The organism is Streptomyces sp. NPDC003027 (assembly GCF_053591435.1).
This window is the reverse complement of record NZ_JBSFTU010000040.1, coordinates 35,295-57,056: the sequence shown is the minus strand read 5'-3', so window position 1 is coordinate 57,056 and position 21,762 is coordinate 35,295. Positions and strand designations below refer to the sequence as shown.

18 protein-coding genes are annotated in these 21,762 nt (G+C 71.6%); 9 read left to right on the top strand and 9 right to left on the bottom strand.

Annotated features, from left to right (window positions below; translation table 11 throughout):
• Positions 1–149: 149 nt before the first annotated feature.
• The 5 genes from ACWDX6_RS24800 to ACWDX6_RS24780 are packed head-to-tail and all read right to left on the bottom strand — an operon-like array spanning position 150 to position 5,578.
• Positions 150–1,460, bottom strand: a complete 1,311-nt coding sequence (locus ACWDX6_RS24800; RefSeq protein ID WP_451487083.1) for a DUF58 domain-containing protein — start codon at positions 1,458–1,460, stop codon at positions 150–152.
• A gap of 12 nt (positions 1,461–1,472) precedes the next feature.
• Positions 1,473–2,456: an AAA family ATPase gene (locus ACWDX6_RS24795; protein ID WP_451487082.1), complete on the bottom strand. Its 984-nt coding sequence runs from the start codon at positions 2,454–2,456 to the stop codon at positions 1,473–1,475.
• Complete coding sequence (locus tag ACWDX6_RS24790; RefSeq protein ID WP_451487081.1) at positions 2,453–3,664, bottom strand: DUF4350 domain-containing protein; 1,212 nt, start codon at positions 3,662–3,664, stop codon at positions 2,453–2,455. The genes ACWDX6_RS24795 and ACWDX6_RS24790 overlap by 4 nt, the downstream gene beginning before the upstream one ends.
• Positions 3,661–4,344, bottom strand: a complete 684-nt coding sequence (locus ACWDX6_RS24785; protein WP_451487080.1) for a DUF4129 domain-containing protein — start codon at positions 4,342–4,344, stop codon at positions 3,661–3,663. Before ACWDX6_RS24785 ends, ACWDX6_RS24790 begins: the two co-directional genes overlap by 4 nt.
• A 4-nt stretch (positions 4,345–4,348) precedes the next feature.
• Positions 4,349–5,578: a hypothetical protein gene (locus ACWDX6_RS24780; RefSeq protein WP_451487079.1), complete on the bottom strand. Its 1,230-nt coding sequence runs from the start codon at positions 5,576–5,578 to the stop codon at positions 4,349–4,351.
• Between the two features lie 591 nt (positions 5,579–6,169).
• Here ACWDX6_RS24780 and mtrA point away from each other — a divergent pair.
• The 6 genes from mtrA to ACWDX6_RS24750 all read left to right on the top strand — a co-directional run bounded on the left by mtrA (position 6,170) and on the right by ACWDX6_RS24750 (position 13,609).
• Positions 6,170–6,847: a two-component system response regulator MtrA gene (gene mtrA, locus ACWDX6_RS24775; protein WP_356889901.1), complete on the top strand. Its 678-nt coding sequence runs from the start codon at positions 6,170–6,172 to the stop codon at positions 6,845–6,847.
• A gap of 1 nt (position 6,848) precedes the next feature.
• Positions 6,849–8,840, top strand: a complete 1,992-nt coding sequence (gene mtrB / locus ACWDX6_RS24770; RefSeq protein WP_451487078.1) for an MtrAB system histidine kinase MtrB — start codon at positions 6,849–6,851, stop codon at positions 8,838–8,840.
• A gap of 190 nt (positions 8,841–9,030) precedes the next feature.
• Positions 9,031–10,803 carry an LpqB family beta-propeller domain-containing protein gene (locus ACWDX6_RS24765; RefSeq protein WP_451487089.1) on the top strand — a complete coding sequence of 591 codons (1,773 nt, stop codon included), beginning with the start codon at positions 9,031–9,033 and terminating at the stop codon, positions 10,801–10,803.
• Positions 10,804–10,880: 77 nt separating this feature from the next.
• Positions 10,881–11,636: a ComF family protein gene (locus ACWDX6_RS24760; RefSeq protein ID WP_451487077.1), complete on the top strand. Its 756-nt coding sequence runs from the start codon at positions 10,881–10,883 to the stop codon at positions 11,634–11,636.
• 330 nt (positions 11,637–11,966) lie between these two features.
• On the top strand, positions 11,967–12,647 hold the full coding sequence (gene hpf, locus ACWDX6_RS24755; protein ID WP_403294342.1) for a ribosome hibernation-promoting factor, HPF/YfiA family: 681 nt from the start codon (positions 11,967–11,969) through the stop codon (positions 12,645–12,647).
• Positions 12,648–12,853: 206 nt separating this feature from the next.
• Positions 12,854–13,609: a response regulator gene (locus ACWDX6_RS24750; RefSeq protein ID WP_451487076.1), complete on the top strand. Its 756-nt coding sequence runs from the start codon at positions 12,854–12,856 to the stop codon at positions 13,607–13,609.
• Here the strand turns inward: ACWDX6_RS24750 and ACWDX6_RS24745 are convergent.
• Both ACWDX6_RS24745 and ACWDX6_RS24740 read right to left on the bottom strand, forming a co-directional pair.
• Positions 13,602–14,765: a winged helix-turn-helix domain-containing protein gene (locus ACWDX6_RS24745; protein WP_451487075.1), complete on the bottom strand. Its 1,164-nt coding sequence runs from the start codon at positions 14,763–14,765 to the stop codon at positions 13,602–13,604. The genes ACWDX6_RS24750 and ACWDX6_RS24745 overlap by 8 nt on opposite strands.
• Before the next feature lie 10 nt (positions 14,766–14,775).
• Entirely contained in the window at positions 14,776–15,375 is a 600-nt protein-coding gene (locus ACWDX6_RS24740) for a GNAT family N-acetyltransferase (RefSeq protein ID WP_451487074.1), read from the bottom strand.
• A 240-nt stretch (positions 15,376–15,615) separates the two neighbouring features.
• Here ACWDX6_RS24740 and secA point away from each other — a divergent pair, with 240 nt between their 5' ends.
• Entirely contained in the window at positions 15,616–18,435 is a 2,820-nt protein-coding gene (gene secA, locus ACWDX6_RS24735) for a preprotein translocase subunit SecA (RefSeq protein ID WP_451487073.1), read from the top strand.
• 80 nt (positions 18,436–18,515) lie between these two features.
• On the opposite strand, the gene ACWDX6_RS24730 is transcribed toward secA, so the two are convergent.
• Entirely contained in the window at positions 18,516–19,196 is a 681-nt protein-coding gene (locus ACWDX6_RS24730) for an Rv3235 family protein (RefSeq protein WP_451487072.1), read from the bottom strand.
• Between the two features lie 273 nt (positions 19,197–19,469).
• Between ACWDX6_RS24730 and ACWDX6_RS24725 the strand changes: the two genes are divergently transcribed.
• The gene (locus tag ACWDX6_RS24725) at positions 19,470–19,976 is read left to right on the top strand and encodes a DUF6912 family protein (protein ID WP_451487071.1); all 507 of its coding nucleotides are present in this window, start codon (positions 19,470–19,472) and stop codon (positions 19,974–19,976) included.
• Between the two features lie 49 nt (positions 19,977–20,025).
• Positions 20,026–20,703, top strand: coding sequence for an HAD family hydrolase (locus tag ACWDX6_RS24720; protein ID WP_451487070.1), 678 nt, complete (start codon positions 20,026–20,028; stop codon positions 20,701–20,703).
• A gap of 150 nt (positions 20,704–20,853) precedes the next feature.
• Here ACWDX6_RS24720 and ACWDX6_RS24715 read toward each other — a convergent pair whose 3' ends face one another.
• Complete coding sequence (locus tag ACWDX6_RS24715; protein WP_451487088.1) at positions 20,854–21,408, bottom strand: DJ-1/PfpI family protein; 555 nt, start codon at positions 21,406–21,408, stop codon at positions 20,854–20,856.
• Positions 21,409–21,762 lie beyond the last annotated feature (354 nt).

Genomic DNA, 21,762 nt, shown 5'->3' with positions numbered 1-21,762 from the left:
GGGGGGACCCTGTGGGAGAGTAGGACGCCGCCGAACAATCATTGTGGGAAAGCCCCGCACCTTCTGGTGCGGGGCTTTTCTGCGTTCAGGACCCGAACAGGAAGCACAGCCGGTGTGGCCCCCGTCAAGGAGTCCACACCGGCATCAGATCAAAGACGGCCGGCGGCCTTCAAAGCCAGATACGCGTCCGCCAAGGCCGGTGCCAGATTGTCAGGGGTCGCGTCGACGACCGTGACACCGTGGCGCTGGAGCTGGTCCGCCGTACGGCGACGCTGGGCCTGGGACTGTGTCGCGGCCGCGGCCTCGTACACACCGTCGATCGTGCCGCGGGACACTGCCATCCGCGCAGTGTGCGGGTCGGCGACAGAGGCCACCAGAACCGTGTGCCGCTGGGTGAGCTGAGGGAGAACGGGGAGGAGACCCTCCTCGATCGGCGCCGCGTCCAGACTGGTCAGCAGGACGAGGAGAGAGCGGCGGGGGGCCCGGGCCAGTGCCATGGCGGCGAGGCCGCGCGCATCCGTCTCCACGAGCTCCGGCTCCAACGGTGCCATGGCGTTGACCATGGCCGGCAGAACGTCGCCCGCCGACCGGCCCTGGACCTGAGCGCGAAGGCGGCGGTCGTACGCCAGGAGATCGACGCGGTCTCCCGCACGGGAGGCCAGCGCGGTCAGAAGCAAGGCGGCGTCCATCGCGGCGTCGAGGCGGGGGACGTCGCCGACACGGCCGGCCGAGGTGCGGCCGGTGTCCAGGACGATCAGGATGTGCCGGTCCCGCTCCGGCCTCCATGTGCGTACCGCCACCGTGGTCTGACGAGCCGTTGCCCGCCAGTCGATGGACCGGGTGTCATCACCGGGGACGTACTCGCGGAGGCTGTCGAACTCGGTGCCCTCGCCGCGGGTGAGGACGCTCGTGCGGCCGTCGAGTTCGCGCAGACGGGCCAGCCGTGACGGCAGATGCTTCCGGCTGGTGAACGGTGGCAGGACACGGACCGTCCAGGGCACCTGGTGACTGCCCTGCCGGGCGGCCAGACCCAGGGGGCCGTAGGAGCGAACCGTGACGCGCTCCGCGTGCCAGTCGCCCCGTCGGGTCGGATGGAGAGACGTCGTGACGCGGCGGCGTTCCCCGGCGGGAACCGCCAGCTTCGTGCGGGACGCGGCCTGCTCCGTGCCCGGGAGCCAGCTGCTGGGCGGCCAGGCGTCACGGAGGTGGGCGCGCAGTCGACGGCGGGAGGGGTTGGTGACGGTGAGCTGAACCTCGACCTCGTCACCCAGTCGAACTGTTGTGTCACCGCTTCGAGTGAATCGCAGCGTTCGCACTGGCGCGGCCATCGCGTAGTCGCACAGAATTGCGAGGGAGAGGGGCGCGTTCACGGCGAGCATTCCCGTCCAGCTGGGGGCGAGGATGCCGACGGGGAGCGATCCGAGGGCGGCGAGCAGTGCGGTGCGTCCGGTGAGGGCCATGGGGCGCCGTTCTCAGCGGGGTACGGGGACGTGGGCGAGGATCGAGTTGATGACGGAGTCGGCGGTGACTCCCTCCATCTCGGCCTCGGGCCGCAGCTGGATGCGATGGCGCAGGGTGGGCAGAGCGAGGGCCTTCACATCGTCCGGGGTGACGTAGTCCCGGCCGGTGAGCCAGGCCCAGGCACGGGCGGTGGAGAGCAGAGCGGTGGCGCCTCGGGGGGAGACACCGAGGGTGAGCGAGGGGGATTCACGCGTGGCACGACAGATATCGACGACATAGCCGGCGATCTCGGGGGAGACCGAGGTCTTGGCGACGGCGGCGCGGGCGGCTTCGAGCTCGGCGGGGCCGGCGACCGGACGGACGCCGGCGGCCCGGAGGTCGCGAGGATTGAAGCCGTCGGCATGCCGGGTCAGGACGCTGATCTCGTCCTCGCGGGAGGGAAGCGGGACCGTCAGCTTGAGCAGGAAGCGGTCGAGCTGGGCCTCGGGGAGGGGGTAGGTGCCCTCGTACTCGACCGGGTTCTGGGTCGCGGCGACCAGGAACGGGTCGGGGAGCGGGCGGGGGGTGCCGTCGACCGTGACCTGACGCTCCTCCATCGCCTCCAGGAGGGAGGACTGCGTCTTCGGGGGCGTGCGGTTGATCTCGTCCGCGAGAAGCAGGTTGGTGAAGACCGGACCCGGCTGGAAGGAGAACTCGGCGGTACGGGCGTCATAGACGAGTGAGCCGGTGACGTCGCTCGGCATCAGATCGGGGGTGAACTGCACGCGCTTGGTGTCCAGTTCGAGAGCGGCGGCGAGCGCGCGGACCAGCAGGGTCTTGGCGACGCCGGGGACACCTTCCAGCAGGACATGGCCCCGGCACAGCAGTGCGACGACCAGTCCGGTGACGGCGGGGTCCTGGCCGACCACGGCCTTCGCGATCTCGGTGCGCAGGGCCTCCAGGGAGGCGCGGGCGCTGTCCGAGTTCGTAGGGGTCTCGGGGGTCGGGGCGCTCATGAAGTGCGTACCTCTCTTTCGAGGGCGTCGAGGTGGTCCGCCAGGCGGATGAGAGCGGCGTCGTCGGCGGGAGCCGGGCCGAAGAGAAGGTCCCTGGGGTCCCGGGCGGTCCCGGCGAGACGGGCGGAGAGCGCGGGGAGCAGGGCCTCGGGGGAGTGGGCGTCCTGTGCGGCGACGCCGAGGAGAGGGGCGATCCGGCTGCGGGACGCGGTACGCAGGACGGAGGCCGCGCGGTCGCGGGCGTTGGCCTTGCGGTAGAGGCGGGCCCGGCCCTCGGTGGCTTCCGAGGCGCGGATGGCGACGGGAAGCCGTTCGGTCACCAGCGGGCCGAGACGGCGGCCGCGCCAGAGAGCGGCGAGGAGGGCGGCGACGGCGAGTTGGAGCGTGCCCCACAGCCAGCCGGAAGGTACGAGGGCGAGAAAGCCGTCGGCGGCGCTGTCATCGGACGTGCCGTCAGGGTCGCCCTCAGTGGCGGAAGCATCCGTGAGAGAAGGGAGGTACCAGACGATATGAGGGCGCGAGCCGAGGAGTTGCAGAGCGAGCGAGGCGTTGCCCTGCTGGTCGAGGCGGTCGTTGTAGAAGATGTCCGGGGAGCCGAGGAGCACGGTGTCGCCGCCCCCGGGGCTCTCGACGGCGACCAGGGACGGTCGGCCGTCGGCGGGGTAGCAGCTCTCGGCGCCGTCGACGGCGGTGACGTACCGCTCGCCGCCGATGTCGACACTGCCGGCGCGGACCGCGGCCGGGAAGGAACAACGGGGCTCGCGGGCCGCCACCGGGGTGCTGGTGGCGGAGGCGATGCCGGGGGCGAGGGTGCCGATGGAGGCATCACCGGCCCCGAGGAGAACGGTACGGCCGCCCGAGGCGTTCATCGCCGCGTACAGCGTGGTCTGCTGAGAGCCTGTCAGCAGATCCGGGGTGGTGACCAGAACGGTGGTGTCCGCGCCGGTCGCGGCGGTGACCTCGTCGAGGGTGGTGGCGATCTGCAGGGTGATGCCCTGCGCCTTGAGGATCTCGGCGACCGCCCGGCTGCCGTTCGGATCGGCGGACCGCGGATCGAGGTGGCCGTGGTGGTCGGCGGAGCGCATGGTCGCGACGACGAGGCCGCCGATCAGGATCAGGCCCAGGACGAGGAGCACCCCTCGGGTGCGGGTCCAGAGCTGACGGGGAGCCAGCGAGGTCGAGGTGGGGCTGGTGCGCTGCCGGCTCATACGGGCGTCCCCGGGGAAGAGAGGTCGAGCGCGGGCTTCGTCCGCTCCAGGGAAACGTCCAGCTTCTCGACGCGCCGGTATGCGACCTCGTCGGCCGTGCGGCCGCCGTATGTGACGTCGTCGAAGGTACGGGCGGCGGAGCGCAGTTCGTCCGCGTGGCCGGGCAGGGAGCGGCCCGCCTCGGCCGCGGCCTCGTCGGCGGTGCGACCGGGACGCGGGTCGAGCACGGTGCGCTCCTCGAGGGAGCGGACGATGGCCCGCATCCGTTCCTGGACGGCCTGGTTCCAGCGGCCCTCGGAGGCGTGCCGGGCCGCGGTCGCGCGGTGCTCGGCGGCCGTGCGGGGGCCTTCCGCGAACAGTGAGTCACCGGTGCTCGGCGTCCGCTGCGGGGTGCCGAGCCGCCACCACAGGGCGCCGATCACGACGAGCACGACCAGGAAGATCACGAGGAGGCCCAGCAGTCCGCCGGGAGCGGCGGAGGAGGCCGCGTCGAAGACACCGGCCACCCACTCCCAGAAGCGGTCGAGACCGCGCTGGAGCAGATTGGGGTCGTTCTCGTGGTACATCGGCTTGGACAGCTCGCGCTCCGCCGCCTCGCGGGCGGGGACGCGAGTGATCTCCAGCGGTACGTCGTCGCCGATCGGCGGTCCCGCCGTGATCGTGCCCCCCGTGGCCCTCACGCCGTCAGCTCCCGGAGGACTGGTCGCCCGGCGTGGGGCCGTAGCCGGGGAGGCCGGCGGCGCGGGCGAGTTCGAGGTCCAGCGCCTCGCGGCGGATGCGCTGGTCCACGTAGAGGAGGACGGTCACGCCGGCGGAGATCGGGTAGGTGATCGCGCTGGTGATCACTCCACCGATGCCCATGACGATGAGGTAGCCCCACCCGAACTCGGGGGCCGTGTCGGAGACCATGTCGGCCATGCTGGTGCCGTCGGCGAAGAGGGCCAGGGCCGTGAACGGCACCACGATGATCAGCGAGAGGACCAACAGCAGCAGCTGGGTGAGCACCGTGATGCCGAAGATCCGCCACCAGGAGCCCTTGACCAGCTTGGCCGAGCGCTTCATCGACGGGATGACGCCCTGTCGCTCCAGCATCAGCGCGGGAGAGGACAGGCTGAAGCGGACCATCAGCCAGACGGCGACGACGAAACCGGCCAGACCGCCGAGGACGGCCAGGGCGACGCCGCCGGCGTCACCGATCAGGAGGCCGGGCAGCAGGCCGACGGTGATGATGAGCGGGCTCAACAGCGCGAGCAGCAGCGTCAGACCGAGCAGTTGAAGCAGCCGGGGGCGGGCTTCGCGCCAGGCGGCACCGACCGTCACCGGGCGGCCCAGGACCGCGCGGCTGATGACGACGGTGAGGAGCGCGGCGCTGACCAGGGTGGCCGTCAGCACGATGAGGATCGACGGGGCGGAGCTGAGCAGGGTCACCTGCATGAACTCGCCGAGTTCGGCCATGGCCTCGGCCGGGGTCGCCTCCGGGTTGAGCTCCGGCGGGGTGGGGACGAGATAACGCTGGACGAGGATGTCGACGACCTGGGAGATCACCGCGACCGTGACCGTGACGGCCAGGACCGTGCGCCAGTATCCGCGCAGGGTCGACACCGCGCCGTCGAGGATCTCGCCCATGCCCAGCGGGCGCAGCGGGATCACACCCGGCTTGGCGGCCGGCGGCTTGCCCCAGTGGCCGGGCTGTACCGGTCCGCCGCCCCAGCCGGGACCGGCGGGAGGCGTCGGGGCCTGACCGGGCACCGGCGCGGTCGGCGGAGACCACTGCCCTGCGGGCGGCTGCACCTTGGACCACTGGGGGGCGGAACCGTTGGCGTCGCCGGGTTCGGCGGGCCGGGCGGGCCCGGAACCGTCCTGACCGTCGGAGGAAGCAGACCCGGGCGAGGCCCAGCCCGGAGTGTCGTTCACGGTCGTCCACCTCGAGGAATGGTCGCGGGGCCGGCTCGGCGAGCCGGCTCGGTCACAGCGGCCGCCTGCCTGTTCGGGTGGCGGGCCGGGAGCCATCGTGCCACGCGGGGACCGCCCGTGGGCGAGGGCCCGTATCTCCTTCTCACCTCCATTGTGGGAGCCCCGGGGGGCAGATGGGGCTGATGCCTGATCAGTGGGCACAAACCGCAGCGGCGACGGCCGGAGCCGGACCATCGCTCCCGACCACGACCCGGGGTGCGGCGAGGTGTCGCGGTGGCGTCGCGACAGGTTCGGGAAAGGTGCCCGGCACCGTCTTCGGCGGACCGCCGTCCCCGACGGCGGGGAGGTTTTCAGCCGAAAGTCGAGCCTTCGCCGGGCCCGACGGGTGACCCGATCCGCTCCATGGGCCATACAGCCCTGCTCGGGGTACGGTTCAGGGCGGCTACGGGGGCTACGGGGTGACATCCATGTCAGACATCAGCACCCACGGACAGGGGCGGCCAACAGTGGACGATCACGGACGTCATCGCTGGTCAGTGAGGTATCTCACCAGCCGCCTCCAGACTGATACGGAAATGGGATGATGTCGATATGAAGGGACGCGTTCTTGTCGTCGACGACGACACCGCACTTGCCGAGATGCTCGGGATCGTGCTGCGGGGTGAAGGGTTCGAGCCGTCGTTCGTGGCGGACGGTGACAAGGCGCTTGCCGCGTTCCGTGAGGCCAAGCCGGACCTGGTGCTGCTGGACCTGATGCTGCCCGGCAGGGACGGCATCGAGGTGTGCCGGCTCATCAGGGCCGAGTCCGGTGTACCCATCGTCATGCTGACGGCCAAGAGCGACACCGTCGACGTGGTGGTGGGTCTTGAGTCCGGGGCCGACGACTACATCGTGAAGCCGTTCAAGCCGAAGGAGCTCGTCGCCCGTATCCGGGCGCGCCTGCGGCGGTCGGAGGAGCCCGCGCCCGAGCAGCTCTCCATCGGTGACCTGGTCATCGACGTCGCCGGTCACTCGGTGAAGCGGGACGGGCAGTCCATCGCCCTGACGCCGCTCGAGTTCGACCTGCTCGTCGCGCTGGCCCGCAAGCCGTGGCAGGTCTTCACCCGTGAGGTCCTGCTGGAACAGGTGTGGGGCTACCGGCACGCGGCCGACACCCGGCTGGTCAACGTCCACGTGCAGAGGCTGCGCTCGAAGGTCGAGAAGGACCCCGAGCGCCCGGAGATCGTGGTGACCGTCCGAGGCGTCGGTTACAAGGCGGGGCCGAGCTGACATGAGCGCAGGCAGTACTGCTCCGAAGCCCGGCGAGCCGGGCGTCCGGTCGGGGCGGACTGCCGGACCGGGGCGGGGGGGCTCGCGATTCGGCCGTCTGCTCCAGGGCGGGGCGCCGGGCGGACCGGTGCTCCGGCTCTTCGCGCGCTGGGTGCGGCGCCCGCTGCTGCCCGCCGTACGGCTGTGGCGGCGGAACATCCAGATGCGCGTGGTGGCGGGCACCCTGCTGATGTCGCTCGGTGTGGTGCTGCTCCTCGGCCTGGTCGTCATCGGGCAGGTCCGCAACGGTCTGCTCGACGCCAAGGAGAAGGCCGCCCAGAGCCAGGCGGCGGGCGGGTTCTCCGCCGCCCAGGACAAGGCCGCGACCACGCCGAGCGGTCCGGGCGGCCAGAACGGCGGTCGGGCCGGGGCGTCGGTGACCTGGCGCTCCACCCTGGTCGAGCAACTCGCCAGTGGTGGCCAGAGCGCGTACAACGTGGTGGCGCTCTCCCTGGAGCGGCCGGAGGGGACCGCGAGCCGCGGCGCCCGTGCCTCCGGTGAGGTCGACCCCGTCACGAGCATCCCCGGCGACCTGCGGCACTCCGTGGCCCAGGGGACGGGCTCCTTCCAGACGTACACCCGGATCCACTACACCAACGGCAAGTCCTCCGAGCCCGGCCTGGTGGTCGGCAAGCGGCTCAATGACGCCGAGGGCACGCAGTACGAGCTGTACTACCTCTTCCCGCTGGCCCAGGAGGAGGACTCCCTCGCCCTGGTCAAGGGCACGCTGGCGACCGCCGGGCTGTTCGTCGTGGTGCTGCTCGGCGCCATCGCCTGGCTGGTGGTGCGCCAGATCGTCACCCCGGTGCGGATGGCGGCCGGGATCGTCGAGCGGCTCTCGGCCGGCCGGCTCCAGGAGCGGATGAAGGTCACCGGCGAGGACGACATCGCCCGCCTCGGTGAAGCCTTCAACAAGATGGCGCAGAACCTCCAGCTCAAGATCCAGCAGCTGGAGGAGCTCTCCCGGATGCAGCGGCGGTTCGTCTCGGACGTCTCCCACGAGCTGCGCACACCGCTGACGACGGTGCGGATGGCGGCCGACGTCATCCACGAGGCGCGCGCCGACTTCGACCCGGTCACCGCCCGCTCCGCCGAGCTGCTCGGCGACCAGCTCGACCGCTTCGAGTCGCTGCTCTCCGATCTGCTGGAGATCAGCCGCTTCGACGCGGGAGCGGCGGCGCTGGAGGCCGAGGCGATAGATCTGCGGCAGGTCGTACGGCGGGTGATCGGCGGCGCCGAGCCGCTCGTGGAACGCAAGGGCGGCCGGATCGTGGTCGTCGGAGACGATCAGCCGGTCGTGGCCGAGGCGGACCCCCGACGGGTCGAGCGCGTGCTGCGCAACCTGGTCGTCAACGCCGTGGAGCACGGCGAGGGCCGCGATGTGGTCGTCAAGCTCGCGTCGGCGGGCGGCGCCGTCGCGATCGCGGTGCGGGACTACGGAGTGGGGCTCAAGCCCGGCGAGGCGACCCGGGTCTTCAACCGGTTCTGGCGGGCCGACCCGGCACGCGCGCGTACCACCGGAGGAACGGGCCTGGGCCTGTCCATCGCCGTGGAGGACGCGCGGCTGCACGGCGGCTGGCTGCAGGCGTGGGGCGAGCCGGGCGGCGGCTCGCAGTTCCGGCTGACCCTGCCGCGTACGGCGGACGAGCCGCTGCGCGGTTCTCCGATCCCCCTGGAGCCGGAGGACTCGCGGCGCAACCGCGAACAGGCCGCGGCCGGGCCGGTGCGGGAGAGCGGGTCGCGTCTCACCTCGGTGCCGACGCAGCCCGCCGGTCACCATCCGGCCCTGCCCGTACCACCGCGGATGCCCGCGGTCCCGCGGGCGTCGGCGGACCCGACGGCGCTGCCCGGCAGCGGGGCCCGGGTGGTCCCACGGGCCGCGACCGAGTCCGACAGCGATGAGGCGATGGCGTCGACCAACACCGAGGCGGAGGACAGGACACGTGGGCGCTGACTCCCGAGGACAGCACCCGGGGCGGGGACGGAAGACCGACGGCACGCGCGCGTGGCCGGCGGGCCGCAGTCCGGAAACCGCTGAGGCGGCGCCCATCGCGACCGCCGGACCCGGACACTTCGGGCGCGGGCGGTCCGTGCGGGCGGGAGCCCTGCTCGCGGGCGCGCTGCTGGTGGCCGGGTGCGCGTCGATGCCCGACAGCGGCGACGTACGCCCGGTGAAGGCGACCAACCCCGGTGACTCGCAGGTGCGGGTGTACGCCGTGCAGCCGCGGGAGAACGCGGATCCGGTCGAGATCGTCGACGGCTTCCTGGAGGCCATGACGAGTGACGACCCCGGCTTCGCCACCGCCCGCACCTATCTGACCAAGCAGGCCGCGCGGGCCTGGAAGCCGGAGCAGAGGATCACCGTGCTCACCACGGCTCCGGACCGCGGCCAGGCGGACCGGCCCACCGACCCGGGGACACCTGGGCGGTCCTACCCCATCGGGGGCCGGCAGATCGCGACCGTCGACGGTCGGCACGCCTACAAGCCGGTCGGTCCCGCCGACTTCCGGGACTCGATCCACGTCGTGCAGCAGCCCACCGCCGACGGCAAGGGCAGCGAGTGGCGCATCGACCGCCTCCCGCCGGGCCTGGTGCTCAGCGAGGCCGACTTCCAGCGCAACTACCGCTCCGTCGACACGTACTACTTCGCGTCCGGCGAGGACTGGCTCGTCGCCGACCCGGTCTACATCCGGCAGCGGCAGGACCCGGCCACCCGGATGGATCCGGTGACGCAGACCGTCAAGGCGCTGCTCGCGGGACCCACGAACTGGCTGAAGCCGGCCGTCGATTCGAGTTTCCCCTCCGGGACGGCGCTGAAGGACGGCGTCACGACGCTGTCGACGGACGACCAGTCCACGCTGAAGGTGCCGCTGAACTCCAAGGCCGACCATGTGGGCGGGGCGGTGTGCCGGCGGATGGCGGCGCAGCTGCTGCTCACGCTCGGCGACCTGACCTCCGTACGGGTGGAGCAGGTCGAGCTGCAGCGCGGGTCGGACGGCGGGCGGCTGTGCTCCATGGGCAAGCAGGCGGCGCTGGAATTCGCGGCGGTACGGGACTCGGGCCGGGCGGAGAACCCGTTCTACGTCGACGAGACCGGCAAGCTGATGGCCGTACCGGTCGGCGACAAGGCCAACGAGGAGCAGGACGGGACGCTCGGCCCGTTCGGCAGGGGAGCGATGCCTCTGCGGTCGGTCGCCGTCGACCGCGACGAGCGCCGGGCGGCCGGCGTGGGCAAGGACGGCCACGAGCTGCGCGTCGCGTCGATCCTCTCCGACCACGAGCTGCGCCCCGCCCTGGTGCGGAGCAACGCCGTCCGGCCCGAGGACCGGCTGTCCGCGCCGAGCTGGGACGGCCGGGGCGACCTGTGGGTGGCGGACCGCGACCCGGTGAGGCCACGCCTGTGGATGATCCCGGACGGCGAGGGAGAGCCCGTGGAGGTCCGCGCCCCCTGGCTGGCGGACGGCGACCGTCTGGAGTCCCTGCGGGTCTCCGCGGACGGTGTGCGGATCGCGCTGCTGCTCAAGGCGGAGGACGGGGGCACCACCCTGAAGATCGGGCGCGTGGAGCGGGACGGCGGCGGGAGCCGCCCGGTCGTCTCGGTCGACGCGCTGCAGCCCGTGGCGCCGCACATGGAGGCGGTCACGGCCGTGTCCTGGGCCGGGCCGAGCCGGCTCGTCGTGGTCGGCAAGGAGGCCGGCGGCGTGCAGCAGGTGCGCTACCTCCAGACGGACGGCGCGACCTCCGCCTCGTCGCTGCTGCCGGGCCTCAACGGTGTCACGGCGGTCGCCGCGCCCCACGACGACCGGGCCCCCGTGGTGGCCGACTCCGGCAACGACGGCATCGTGCGGCTCGTGCCGGGCGCGAACTGGCAGCGGCTGGCCGATGTGACGGGCTCCGCGCCGGTCTATCCGGGTTAGCCGCCCGCCCGCCGCAAGCCCGGCGCCGGTTGTCCACAGGGGTGGCCGGGGCGGGCCGCCAGGAGGACAGTGGAGCCATGCGGGGGTGGTGGCGCGAGATCGCCGGGCTGGTGCTGCCGGTCGCCTGCGGAGGCTGCGGCAGGGCCCGCAGCGAGCTGTGCCCGCCGTGCCGCGCGGAGCTGACGGGTCCCGGGCCGCGCCGGGTCCGGCCCGCTCCCGAACCGGCGGGGCTGCCGGTCGTGCACGCGGCGGCGCCCTACGCCGACGCCGTACGGTCCGTGCTTCTCGCCCACAAGGAGCGTGGCGCGCTCTTCCTCGCCAGGCCTCTGGGCGATGCGCTGGCCCAGGCCGTTGAGGCCGCTGCCGGGCCATGGGACGCGCCTGGGGCAGGCCCCCTTCTCCTCGTACCGGTGCCCTCGTCGCGGCGGTCGGTGCGGGCGCGTGGCCACGATCCGACGCGGCGGATCGCGCTGGCCGCGGCGGGCAGGCTGCGCCGTTCGGGTCGGGCCGCCCGGGTGCTTCCGCTGCTTCGCCAGCGCCGGGAGGTGGCCGACCAGGCGGGCCTGGGCGCCCGCGGCCGGCTGGCCAACCTGGCCGGGGCGCTCGAGGTCGTGCCCGGCGGTGCGAGGCCGGCGGAGCGCGGGCGGGTGGTGCTGGTGGACGACCTGATGACCACGGGTGCCTCGCTGGCCGAGGCGGCGCGGGCACTGCGTGCCGTACACCGGCCGTTCGATCCAGGGTTGAGCGGCGGCGGGGCGGAAACCCGATTCGGACAGCCGGTGGCGGCGGTCGTCGCTTGTTCTCCGTCATCGTTCGAAATAAACCGGAACTGACGGGGAACTCGCATCGTTGCAGGTGGTGAGAGGTGGAAACACCCGAACGGAGGTAAGTGGAGGCAGCGGGTGCCGACACCCGTCCGAACGAGCTATGTTCGGTTGTGAGGAATGGCGAATGCCATGCTTCACCGATTGCACGGGTGCGCCTGGAGGACAGGAGTTCAGGGCGAATTAACCTCCGCTTGGTGGGGTGGAGACCTTCCCCGCTGGGGAGGAGGAGGTGAAAGTCGCCAAGTCCGAGACTCCGGTGAACACCGGAGTCTGGTGCAAAGGGAGAGGCCCAGCGGCCGAGAAGCCGGTCTGGGCGATCCGGGAACGGAGTTCTGCGTGGACATCGTCGTCAAGGGCCGCAAGACCGAGGTGCCCGAGCGGTTCCGCAAGCACGTGGCCGAGAAGCTGAAGCTGGAGAAGATCCAGAAGCTCGACGGCAAGGTGATCAGCCTCGACGTCGAGGTGTCCAAGGAGCACAACCCGCGGCAGGCCGACCGGTCCGACCGCGTGGAGATCACCCTCCACTCCCGAGGCCCGGTGATCCGGGCGGAAGCGGCAGCAGGCGACCCGTACGCAGCGCTCGACCTCGCCAGCGACAAGCTGGAGGCGCGACTGCGCAAGCAGCACGACAAGCGGCACACCCGCCGTGGCAGCGGCAGGATCTCGGCGGCCGAGGTCGCCGACGTGGTGCCGGGTGTCGCACGGCTCAACGGAAGCGGAGAGCCGGCCGGTGAGGAGACCAGCGCGGTGCCCACGAGGATGATGGGCTCGCTGGAAGTGCAGGGCGAAGGCCCGCTGGTGGTACGCGAGAAGACGCACAGGGCCGCACCCATGACCCTCGACCAGGCGCTCTACGAGATGGAGCTGGTCGGGCACGACTTCTATCTGTTCGTCGACTCCGACAACAAGCAGCCGAGCGTCGTCTACCGGCGACACGCGTACGACTACGGCGTCATCCACCTGGAGAGCGACCCGCTCGCCGAGGGCGGCGGCGCCGGTGGTGCCCTCGGCGGCTGACCTCGGCCGCCCGGCGCACCATTACATGACCGTCCTGGTGCCCCTGGAGCGCCCTGTGCGCCCCCAGGGGCACCCCCGTGCGACCACGGGATCGCCGCGCCGCCGCCCGGGCATGAAATCATGGCGTGCACGCCAACCGGTGCTCGTCGAGCAGCGGTTGGAGGACCGAACACGACTTCAGGCCACGGCCTTCAGGGGGAGGAACGATGGCGGACAGCTTCGGGCCGGTGCACAGCGGGCGGGAGCCCGATCGCGCGGCCACCCCGGAGGCATCGGATTCGGCCAACGGCGGATCCCGCAAGGAGCCGATCCGGGTCCTGGTGGTGGATGACCACGCGCTTTTCCGTCGCGGGCTGGAGATCGTCCTCGCCCAGGAGGAGGACATCCAGGTCGTCGGCGAGGCGGGCGACGGGGCCGAGGCCGTCGACAAGGCCGCGGATCTGCTGCCGGACATCGTGCTGATGGATGTGCGCATGCCCAAGCGCGGCGGGATCGAGGCCTGCACCTCCATCAAGGAGGTGGCCCCCAGCGCGAAGATCATCATGCTGACGATCAGCGACGAGGAGGCCGACCTCTACGACGCGATCAAGGCGGGCGCGACCGGATATCTCCTGAAAGAGATCTCCACCGACGAGGTCGCCACCGCGATTCGCGCGGTCGCCGACGGCCAGTCGCAGATCAGCCCCTCGATGGCGTCGAAACTCCTCACCGAGTTCAAGTCGATGATCCAGCGGACCGACGAACGCAGGCTGGTGCCCGCACCCCGGCTGACCGACCGCGAGCTGGAGGTTCTCAAACTCGTGGCGACCGGAATGAACAACCGCGACATCGCCAAGGAATTGTTCATCTCCGAGAACACCGTGAAGAACCACGTCCGCAACATCCTGGAGAAGCTCCAGCTGCACTCCAGGATGGAAGCGGTCGTCTACGCCATGCGGGAGAAGATCCTCGAGATCAGGTGAGGGCGGCGGTGAGCCGCGCGGCGAACTCCGCAGGGTCGGTCCGCTCGATCCGTACGCTGTCGTAGCCCACCCACTCGGCCGCCTCACGCAGCGCCCGGGCCATCGGCTCGACCGCCTTCGGGGAGTCCAGGGAGACCTGCCTGGCCACCAGCGTCCTGCCCTCGCGCGCCGGGTCGACCCGGCCGAGGAGCCTGCCGCCCGACAGCAGCGGCATCGCGAAGTAGCCGTGCACCCGCTTCTGCTTCGGTACGTACGCCTCCAGCCGGTGGGTGAAGCCGAAGATCCGCTCCGTGCGAGCCCGCTCCCAGATCAGCGAGTCGAACGGTGACAGCAGGGTCGTGCGGTGCCGTCCGCGCGGTTCGGTGGCCAGGGCGGCGGGATCGGCCCAGGCCGGCTTGGCCCAGCCCGCCACCGTGACCGGTACGAGCCCGGAGGCCTCCACCACGGCGTCGAACGCCTCGCCCTTGATCCGGTGGTAGTCGGCGATGTCCGCGCGCGTCCCCACGCCCAGCGCCTCTCCCGCCTGCCGCACCAGCCGCCGCAGGCACTCGGTGTCGTCGAGGTCGTCATGGAGCAGCGCGTCCGGGATGGCCCGCTCCGCCAGGTCGTAGACCCGCTTCCAGCCGCGTCGCTCGGTGCAGACCACCTCGCCGTACATCAGCGCCCGCTCGACGGCGACCTTCGACTCGGACCAGTCCCACCACTCGCCCTTGTTCTTCGCGCCGCCCAGTTCGGTCGCGGTCTGCGGGCCCTCGGTCCGCAGCTGCTTGATCACCGCGTCGTACGCCCCGTCCGACAGCTCGTGGTACCACTGCGGACGGGTGCGGTAGGCGCGGCGGCGGAAGGCGAAGAGCGGCCACTCCTCGACGGGCAGGATGCAGGCCGCGTGCGACCAGTACTCGAAGGCGTGCGTCTCGGTCCAGTACGCCTCCTCCACCGTCGTACGGCCCACCGCGCCCAGGCGGGCGTACGGGATGAGCTCGTGCGAGCGCGCCAGCACCGAGATCGTGTCGAGCTGGACCTGGCCGAGATGGCGCAGCACGCCCCGCACCCCGGCCCGGCGGTCGGGCGCGCCCAGGAAACCCTGGGCGCGCAGGGCTATCCGGCGGGCCTGGTCGGCGGAGAGTTCGACAGCGGGCGGCGGCACAGTCGTCATGCTCCGCACCCTAGAGGCCGGCACTGACACCGCGGCCGGTGTCCGCGGCGGGCAGATACGGCAGCGGCCCCGGCAGGCCGAGGTCGGAGGGGAGCAGCGAGGCGACCCAGCAGTCACGGAGCGTGCCCCGGTGGGTGAGCCCGGCGCGCTCGACCCCCTCCATACGGAAACCGCTCCGCTCGGCGACCGTGCGCGAGCCCGTGTTGCCGACCTCCGCCCGCCACACCACCCGGTGGCAGCCGCCCTCGGTGAAGGCCCACCGGGACAGCGCGCCGACGGCCTCCGTCACGTAACCCCGGGCGCGGTGCTCCTTGGCGGCCCAGAAACCGACCTCCCGGACGCCCGGACCGCGGCCGTGAAGACCGGTCGCGGCGATCAGCGGCCCGCCGTCCCGGGGCTCGACGGCGAAGGTGTACTCCGCGCCGTCGCGCCACCCGTCCGGCACGAGCCGCTCAAGGAAGTACGCGGCGTCCTGGCGGGTGTACGGCGAGGGCACCGTCGTCCAGCGCTGGATGTCGGGGTCCTGGCAGGCGGCGAAGACCGCCTCCGCGTCCTCCGGGACGAAGGGGCGCAGTCTCAGGCGTTCGGTGGTCAGCGTGATGGGTTCCATGACGGGATTGTGGTGATGCGGCCGCCGGTGTGCGAACGCTTTTCGGAGCCCGCGGCACCTTCCGAGCGTCTGATGCGTTGTCTTTCCGGGCGGCGGTGCACCCTCCGGGCACTGCGGGCCTCCCGGGGCGGCGGCGGTCTCGCTTACGATGGCCGTTGCGGTGGGGACCACCTGCCGTGCCCGCGCCCGAGTCATGACAAGACCCAGTGCCAGGCCCGACCGGCAAGGAGACCAGCCTCAGTGTCCGTCTTCAACAAGCTCATGCGTGCAGGCGAAGGCAAGATCCTGCGCAAACTGCACCGCATCGCGGACCAGGTCAACTCCATCGAAGAGGACTTCGTCAACCTCTCCGACGCCGAGTTGCGGGCGCTCACCGAGGAGTACAAGCAGCGGTACGCCGACGGTGAGAGCCTCGACGACCTGCTCCCCGAGGCCTTCGCGACCGTCCGCGAGGCCGCCAAGCGCGTCCTCGGCCAGCGTCACTACGACGTGCAGCTGATGGGCGGCGCCGCCCTGCACCTCGGCTATGTGGCCGAGATGAAGACCGGTGAGGGCAAGACCCTCGTCGGCACGCTCCCGGCGTACCTGAACGCCCTGTCCGGCAAGGGCGTCCACCTGATCACGGTGAACGACTACCTCGCCGAGCGCGACTCCGAGCTCATGGGCCGGGTGCACAAGTTCCTCGGCCTCACGGTCGGCTGCATCCTGGCCAACATGACGCCGGCCCAGCGCCGTGAGCAGTACGCCTGCGACATCACGTACGGCACGAACAACGAATTCGGCTTCGACTACCTCCGCGACAACATGGCGTGGTCCAAGGACGAGCTCGTCCAGCGCGGCCACAACTTCGCCTGTGTCGACGAGGTCGACTCCATCCTGGTCGACGAGGCCCGTACGCCGCTGATCATCTCCGGCCCGGCCGACCAGGCCACCAAGTGGTACGGCGACTTCGCCAAGCTGGTCACCCGTCTCACCAGAGGTGAGCCCGGCAACCCGCTCAAGGGCATCGAGGAGACCGGCGACTACGAGGTCGACGAGAAGAAGCGCACCGTCGGCATCCACGAGTCCGGTGTCGCCAAGGTCGAGGACTGGCTGGGCATCGACAACCTCTACGAGTCGGTGAACACCCCGCTCGTCGGTTACCTGAACAACGCCATCAAGGCCAAGGAACTGTTCAAGAAGGACAAGGACTACGTCGTCATCGACGGCGAAGTCATGATCGTCGACGAGCACACCGGCCGTATCCTCGCCGGCCGCCGCTACAACGAGGGCATGCACCAGGCGATCGAGGCGAAGGAAGGGGTGGACATCAAGGACGAGAACCAGACCCTCGCCACGATCACCCTGCAGAACTTCTTCCGCCTCTACGACAAGCTCTCCGGCATGACCGGTACGGCCATGACCGAGGCCGCGGAGTTCCACCAGATCTACAAGCTCGGTGTCGTCCCGATCCCGACGAACAGGCCGATGATCCGCAAGGACCAGTCCGACCTGATCTACCGCACCGAGGTCGCGAAGTTCGCCGCCGTCGTCGACGACATCGCGGAGAAGCACGAGAAGGGCCAGCCGATCCTCGTCGGTACGACGTCGGTCGAGAAGTCCGAGTACCTCTCCCAGCAGCTCTCCAAGCGAGGCATCCAGCACGAGGTGCTCAACGCCAAGCAGCACGACCGTGAGGCGACGATCGTCGCGCAGGCCGGCCGCAAGGGAGCCGTCACGGTCGCCACGAACATGGCGGGCCGAGGCACCGACATCAAGCTGGGCGGCAACCCGGACGACCTCGCCGAGGCCGAGCTGCGCCAGGCCGGCCTGGACCCGGTCGAGCACGCCGAGGAGTGGGCCGCGGCCCTCCCCGCCGCCCTGGAGCGCGCCGAGCTCGCGGTGAAGGCGGAGTTCGAGGAGGTCAAGTCGCTCGGCGGCCTGTACGTCCTGGGCACCGAGCGCCACGAGTCCCGCCGGATCGACAACCAGCTGCGCGGCCGTTCCGGCCGTCAGGGCGACCCGGGCGAGTCCCGTTTCTACCTCTCCCTCGGTGACGACCTGATGCGCCTGTTCAAGGCCCAGATGGTCGAGCGGGTCATGGCCATGGCCAATGTGCCCGACGACGTGCCGATCGAGAACAAGATGGTCACGCGCGCGATCGCCTCCGCGCAGTCCCAGGTGGAGACCCAGAACTTCGAGACGCGTAAGAACGTCCTGAAGTACGACGAGGTCCTCAACCGGCAGCGCGAGGTCATCTACGGCGAGCGTCGCCGCGTCCTGGAGGGCGAGGACCTGCACGAGCAGATCCGCCACTTCATGGACGACACGATCGACGACTACATCCGCCAGGAGACGGCCGAGGGCTTCGCGGAGGAGTGGGACCTCGACCGGCTGTGGACCGCGTTCAAGCAGCTGTACCCGATCAAGGTCACCGTCGAGGAGCTGGAGGAGGCGGCCGGCGACCGCGCGGGCATCACCGCCGAGTTCATCGCCGAGTCCGTCAAGGACGACATCCACGAGCAGTACGACGCCCGTGAGAAGTCGCTCGGCTCGGACATCATGCGCGAGCTGGAGCGCCGCGTGGTCCTCTCGGTGCTCGACCGCAAGTGGCGCGAGCACCTCTACGAGATGGACTACCTCCAGGAGGGCATCGGCCTGCGCGCGATGGCGCAGAAGGACCCGCTGGTCGAGTACCAGCGTGAGGGCTTCGACATGTTCACCGCGATGATGGAGGGCATCAAGGAGGAGTCCGTCGGCTATCTGTTCAACCTGGAGGTCCAGGTCGAGCAGCAGGTCGAGGAGGTCCCGGTGCAGGACGCGGCCGCGAAGACCTCGCTGGACAAGAAGGACGCGGTGCCCGCGGGTGCCGGCCGTCCGGAGATCCGTGCCAAGGGGCTCGACGCCCCGCAGCGGCCGGACCGGCTGCACTTCTCCGCGCCGAAGGTGGACGGTGACGGCTCGGTCGTCGAGGGCGACTTCATCGCCGACGGCGCCGTCTCCTCGGGCGACGGGATGACGCGGGCGGAGCGCCGCAAGGCGCAGAAGAGCGGTGGCGGCGGCCGCCGCCGCAAGAAGTAACGGCGGCCGGCGGCACCGGCTGCGGTACGGGAAGGGGTCGGCACCTGAAGAGGTGGCCGGCCCCTTCGCCGTGCGCGGGGTCACCTACGGGTCGCCTGGGCGGGCACGCGCGCGTGGAGGCCGTCGAGCTCGACGGCGGCGCAGCGCCAGCGGCCGTCGGCCCCGCGCTCCAGGCGGAACGCCATGGCCTTGACGCGCTCGCCCGTGGCGATGGTCGCGAACGCCTCGACGGCGCCGGAGCGGGGTTGGTGAACGGAGCAGCGTCGCAGTACGGGCCGGGTCCCATAGGACCGCAGGGGGGTCTCGGGGGCCAGCTGAACGAGCTGTTCGTACGCCTCGCCGACGGTCTGGCCCAGCATCCAGTGGACGGGCCGGTCCCCGCTGAGGACGGCGAGGAGGCGCTCGGCGAAGACGGCGTGCGGCGGGAGGGCGCGGGGCGCGTCCGGGACGCGTGACGCGTTTCCGGGACCGGCGGATGGGCCTGCTCCGGGTCCGGCCGTCGGGCGTGCTCCCGGTCGGGCTCCGGGGTGGGTGCCGGCGGAGCCGCGTGGGCCGGTTCCGGCCGGGCCGCGTGGAGCGGAACGGGGCCGGGGGGTGCGCGGGCGGGTGGTCGCGGCGGGGCGGTCCTCGGGGCCGGCCGCCGGGGCGCCGAGGGGGCTGACGGTCCCGCCTGACCCCGGGCTCGCCACCCGGCCGGCCGGTCGGTCGGCCGCGGGCGTGGTCCTCGGTGTGCGGGTCGTCGTGGTGGCGGTGCTGTCCATGGGGTCCCCGTCCCTCGCGCCCGCTGGTCTACCGGGCGGTAACTTCTGTTGGGGATCTTGTACGGGGGTGCCCGGACCCCTCGCAAGCGGCCGCCGCGGCCCGGGTGGCCGACCCGGAGGTTCACCTATCAGAGTGACCCGACGGGGTTCCGGGCCTGTGGATGCCGGGTCTGGGCATGCGTTCGGATGACCGGCGAGGGGGCGGCCCGGAAGCCCCGAAGGGGTACTCCGCACGTATCCTGGGGGCGTTTCCGACTACGAAAGCGGCCAGCCATGCGCGTGTACGTCCCCCTGACCCTTCCCGGTCTCGCACAGGCGCACAAGGCGGGCGAGCTGGGCCCGGGCCCGCTGACCGCCTACGCCGTCACCCCCGCCCTGCGCGAGTGGTACGTCTCCGACGACATCGAGGAGCTCGAGTACGCGGCGCTCAGCCGGGCCGCGGCCGCCTCCCTGCGCCTGCTCGCGGGCGACCCGTCGGCCGCCCGGCGGCGCGTCGTCGTCGCCGTCGACGTGCCGGACAAGGAAGCGGTGGTCGACCCGGACCGGGGCCTGGACGCCAGTTCCCTCGGTGAGGTCCGGATCGCCGGAGCCGTACCGCTCGCCAAGGCGGCGGCGGTGCACGCCGACGCGGACGACGCGGAGGCGGACGTCGCGGCGGCCGCGGCCGCGCTGGGCGCGGCGGATCAGGGCGACGACGACGCCCAGTTCACGGTGGACGGGGCGGAGGACCACGAGCTGCTCTGGTTCGGGGTGCAGGAGATTCCCGGGCTGCTGGGCTGAGGACGCACAGGCGGCGGTCCCTGTCAGAGCGGGCCGGTACCGTTTTCGCATGGGGAAGCAGCACGGGACGAAGCGGCACGGCAAGCATCTGGTCTGGGACTGGAACGGCACCCTGCTCGACGACATCCAGGCCGTCATCGGGGCGACGAACGCGGCCTTCGCCGAGCTCGGCCTTGAGCGGATCACGCTCGCGCGGTACCGGGACCTGTACACGGTGCCGGTGCCGAAGTTCTACGAACGGCTGATGGGGCGACTGCCCACCGAGGCGGAGTGGGCGCTGATGGACGGCGTCTTCCACAAGCACTACTGGCAGCGCGCCGACGACTGCGGTCTGACCGCCGGGGCGGCGGAGCTGCTCGCGGCGCGGCAGGCGTCCGGGTTCACGCAGTCGTTGCTCTCCCTGGCTCCGCACACCCACCTGATACCGCTGGTGCGACGGCACGGGATCGAGGAGCGGTTCGTCCGTGTGGACGGACGGGTCGGCGCGTCGACGGAGGGGAAGGCCGCGCACATGGTCCGGCACCTCGCCGAGCTGCCGGGCGTCGACCCCGAGCGGATCGTGGTCATCGGGGACGCGGCGGACGACGCGGTGGCGGCGGCGCATGTGGGGGCGCGGGCGGTGCTGTACACCGGGGGGTCGCACAGCAGGGCCAGCCTGGAGCGGGTGGGCGTGCCGGTGGTGGACACGCTGGCGGAGGCGGTCGCGGTGGCGGAGGAGCTGGTCTAGCCAGTGGCCGGGTCACGGGCGGGTGCGGGGCCGGCGAGGGGCCGCGTTACGGGCGGGCGCGGGGCCGGGTCACGGGCGGGTGCGGGGCCGGCGAGGGGACGCGTTACGGGCCGGACGCGGCCGGCTCGCCTGCGCCCGGTCGGCGCATGCTCAGCCTTGTGCCCGCAGGACCTTCAGGAACTCGCGCATCCAGGCCGGATGGTCCGGCCAGGCGCGCGAGGAGACGAGGGTGCCGTCGACGACCGCCTCGGTGTCCTGGAAGCCGGCGCCCGCCGCCTGCATGTCGAGCTCCAGAGCGGGGTACGCCGTCACCCTGCGGCCCTCCAGGCCGCCGATCGCCGCCGTCAGCAGCGGGCCGTGGCAGATCTGGGCCACCGGCTTGTCCGCGTCGAAGAAGGACTTCAGGATCTTGCGCAGCTCCGGGTCGTTGCGGAGGTACTCCGGCGCCCGGCCGCCCGGGATCACCACCGCCACGTAGTCGCCCGGATCGACCTCCGAGAACGCCAGGTCGGCCGGCCAGGTGTAGCCCGGCTTCTCGGTGTACGTGTCGTAGCCGGGCTCGAAGTCGTGCACCACGAAGCGCAGCCGCTTGCGGGCGGGCGCAGCGATGTGGACCTCGTACCCCTCCTCGAGCAGTCGCTGGTAGGGGTACATCACCTCCAGCGACTCCGCCGCGTCTCCGGTCACGATCAAGATCTTCGCCATGACGACTCCCAGATCCAGATGGTCGGTGGTCCCCGCGGTCCACACTCCCCGCGCCGCCGTGCCCTGCCAAGAGGACATGTGTCGCTGTCCATAACGTCAAACTTCCACCCCCTCTTTTGTACACATACGGCTCATGACGGGTCGGGGGGAGGGAGCGATAGGCTTTTCCCGTGATCAGCGCGATACGCCGAGGGGGCAGCGAAGCCCCCGGCCTCCGCCCGGTCCGCGACAGCGGCCGGGCCGACAGGGCGTTCGCCGATCGTCTCCGTCCGGGAGTGGCGCGCACATTGGCCGAATACGGCCCGGACATCTCTCATCGCGGCATAACGTCGACTTCGACCGGTAGCACCGCGT

Coding starts and splice junctions, on each gene's coding strand:
- ACWDX6_RS24730 (WP_451487072.1), bottom strand. CDS start 19,196: ATGGACAGCACCGCCACCACGACGACCCGCACACCGAGGACCACGCCC.
- ACWDX6_RS24715 (WP_451487088.1), bottom strand. CDS start 21,408: ATGGCGAAGATCTTGATCGTGACCGGAGACGCGGCGGAGTCGCTGGAG.
- ACWDX6_RS24795 (WP_451487082.1), bottom strand. CDS start 2,456: ATGAGCGCCCCGACCCCCGAGACCCCTACGAACTCGGACAGCGCCCGC.
- ACWDX6_RS24765 (WP_451487089.1), top strand. CDS start 9,031: ATGCCCGACAGCGGCGACGTACGCCCGGTGAAGGCGACCAACCCCGGT.
- ACWDX6_RS24725 (WP_451487071.1), top strand. CDS start 19,470: ATGCGCGTGTACGTCCCCCTGACCCTTCCCGGTCTCGCACAGGCGCAC.
- ACWDX6_RS24720 (WP_451487070.1), top strand. CDS start 20,026: ATGGGGAAGCAGCACGGGACGAAGCGGCACGGCAAGCATCTGGTCTGG.
- ACWDX6_RS24750 (WP_451487076.1), top strand. CDS start 12,854: ATGGCGGACAGCTTCGGGCCGGTGCACAGCGGGCGGGAGCCCGATCGC.
- ACWDX6_RS24790 (WP_451487081.1), bottom strand. CDS start 3,664: ATGAGCCGGCAGCGCACCAGCCCCACCTCGACCTCGCTGGCTCCCCGT.
- mtrB (WP_451487078.1), top strand. CDS start 6,849: ATGAGCGCAGGCAGTACTGCTCCGAAGCCCGGCGAGCCGGGCGTCCGG.
- ACWDX6_RS24745 (WP_451487075.1), bottom strand. CDS start 14,765: ATGACGACTGTGCCGCCGCCCGCTGTCGAACTCTCCGCCGACCAGGCC.
- ACWDX6_RS24800 (WP_451487083.1), bottom strand. CDS start 1,460: ATGGCCCTCACCGGACGCACCGCACTGCTCGCCGCCCTCGGATCGCTC.
- ACWDX6_RS24740 (WP_451487074.1), bottom strand. CDS start 15,375: ATGGAACCCATCACGCTGACCACCGAACGCCTGAGACTGCGCCCCTTC.
- mtrA (WP_356889901.1), top strand. CDS start 6,170: ATGAAGGGACGCGTTCTTGTCGTCGACGACGACACCGCACTTGCCGAG.
- ACWDX6_RS24760 (WP_451487077.1), top strand. CDS start 10,881: ATGCGGGGGTGGTGGCGCGAGATCGCCGGGCTGGTGCTGCCGGTCGCC.